We start from the raw sequence: 2,244 nt of genomic DNA, 5'->3' as shown, positions 1-2,244 counted from the left end.
GCCCGCTGCGGACGAGGACGACGGGGACCCGCTCCTTGCTGTCCGGTGTGAGGCGTGAGTTGTCCGTGGCGGAACCCGTGAGTTCAGGATTTCTGAAGTCATGCAGGTCATGCGGCCATGCGGAAGTCGGTGTCGTAGAGCGCCCGTTCGCGGCTATGGAGGAGGTGCTGGACGATGAAGGAGAGCGAGGCGACCTTCCACAGGCCCCGGCCGCGAGTGAGGGCAGCGATGGCCTGCGCTTCGACGCCGGTGAGGCCGAGCAGGGCCATGGCGGCGGGGATCTGGTCCGGTTCCTGGCGGTAGATGATCCTCGTGCTGCAGTCGGCCAGGAGGCCCTCGGCGAGAACCCGCCCACGCGATCCGGCGTCGCCAGCGGAGAGCAGGTCGGAAAGCCGGTGCAGGATCAGCAGGTTGGCGATGCCCAGCCCGCGGCTGAGCTTCCACTGCTGCTGCATCCGCTCCAGCAAGCCGACATGGCGCATGATCCGCCACGCCTCGTCGTAGATCACCCACCGGCGGCCACCGGAGGGGTCCGCGAGGGCCGCCTCCATCCACGCCGAGGCGCAGGTCATCGCGAGGACGAGGGCGGTGTCGTCGCCGCTGCTGCCCAAGCGCGACAGGTCGATGGAGAGCATCGGCGCGTTCGCGTCGAACACGACGGTGGACGGCGCGTCGAACATCCCGCTGAGGTCACCGTGGACCAGGCGGCGCAGGGCGTGGGCGAGGTCGTCGGTAGCGTGGCCGAGGCTGCCGGCCTGGCCGCCGAGGGCGGCGTCGAGGCGGTCGGGGCGGCCGAGGATGTGGGCGATGTCGCCGAGCAGTGGCACGGTGCCGGCAGCGTCGGTGTCGGCGACGACCAGGTCCAGGGCGACGTCGAGGCCGGTGTGTTCCATTGGCAGCAGGTCGCGCTTGAGCACGGTGGCCGCGAGGCTGGCCAGCAGGAGCAGGCGTCGCTTACGGACCTCGGTGCGCCAGTCCTCCTCACTCACCTCCGCAGGCCGCTGCGGGGCGTCAAGCGGGTTCAACCTGCCCGGGAGACCGGGGCCCAGTGCGATGGTCTGTCCGCCGAGGGCCTGGGCCAGCCCCGACCACTCACCCTTCGGATCGCTCGGCACATAGATCTTGTAGCCGTGGGCGATGGCGCGGGTGGCGATGGACTTGGCCAGGGCGCTCTTGCCCATGCCGATGACGCCGCACAAGATGCCGTTCGGGTTCGTGAACCCTTCTATTCGGCCCGAGTTGTAGAGCGTGAAGGGGTCGTAACAGAAGCTGCCCTCGGCATGGAGGTCGCGGCCGACGAAGATCCCCTCCGCGCCGAGGCCGGCCTCCGCGAGGAACGGATAGGCCCAACCGGCGACGGCCGTGGTCAGGCGGTGCTTGGGCAGACGGAGCTTGCCTCCGCGAGCGGAGGCCGGACCCGGCCGGCCGGCAGCCGGGTAGACGGGCTGGAGGTCCGCGTCGGGTCCGCTGTTCCGGGGGCGTTCGGCGGCGGGCTGCGCGTGGCGGGCCTTGGTGCGGGCTTGGGCGAACTCGGCGCGGGCCGCACGCTGTTGGGCGCGGGTGCTCTTGCTCGGGACGAACAGGGGGCTGGCGGTGGCGCGGTTCCTGGGCATGATCACGATTCCGGGGTGGGGGTCAGCGGCGGACGAGGCCGGTGAACGGTGAGTGCAGGTCTGCGGGGGTGGTGCGGCGGCGCACCAGCTGCGCGGTCTCCTGGTGGCGGCGGCAGATGGTCAGCTCCGGCGCGCCTTCGGGCAGGCGGGCGCGGCAGGCTTCGGGGCCGGGGACCTCGCCGCTGCCGGGCCGGGGCGAGGCGTGGTAGGCGGCGTGGAGGTGGTCGGCGGCCTGCCACAGGCGTGTGCGTGTGGCCTTGAGGTGGTCGCCCTCGCCCGGCAGCAGCGGGAAGGTGCGCTGAGCGTGGGCGTCGAGAAGGCCGTGCAGCGCGACCAGGTGCTCGTGGAGCGAGTCGAGTTCGGCGCGGGAGGCGACCAGCGGGCCGGCGGGGAGGTTGAGCGCGCGGTGGAAGTCGATCGCGGCGGTCGCGTACGGGACGAAGTCCTGCGCGACGGGGGTGGTGGCCGGCATCAGGGTGCTCTTTCGGAAGGAGGGAGGGCCGGCATCAGGCGGCGAGGGCGAACGGCAGCGCGGAGGCGGTGAACGCCTCGGCCTGCTGCCAGGTGAGCGGGCGCAGGTCGAGCTGGGCACCCACGGCGGCGGTCTCCACCACGGCGCAGGCGGAGCGCA

2 protein-coding genes are annotated in these 2,244 nt (G+C 72.1%); both read right to left on the bottom strand.

Going from position 1 to position 2,244, the window contains the following annotated elements; genetic code table 11:
- Nucleotides 1-107 precede the first annotated feature (107 nt).
- Nucleotides 108-1,613, bottom strand: coding sequence for an ATP-binding protein (locus AB0D10_RS46210; RefSeq protein ID WP_360269093.1), 1,506 nt, complete (start codon nucleotides 1,611-1,613; stop codon nucleotides 108-110).
- A 22-nt stretch (nucleotides 1,614-1,635) separates the two neighbouring features.
- The gene (locus AB0D10_RS46205) at nucleotides 1,636-2,085 is read right to left on the bottom strand and encodes a DUF6238 family protein (RefSeq protein WP_360269090.1); all 450 of its coding nucleotides are present in this window, start codon (nucleotides 2,083-2,085) and stop codon (nucleotides 1,636-1,638) included.
- Nucleotides 2,086-2,244: the final 159 nt, after the last annotated feature.

Source organism: Kitasatospora sp. NPDC048545, assembly GCF_040651155.1.
GTDB lineage: Bacteria > Actinomycetota > Actinomycetes > Streptomycetales > Streptomycetaceae > Kitasatospora.
Note: the sequence above shows the minus strand (reverse complement) of the source record. Positions and strands in the feature narration are given on the sequence as shown.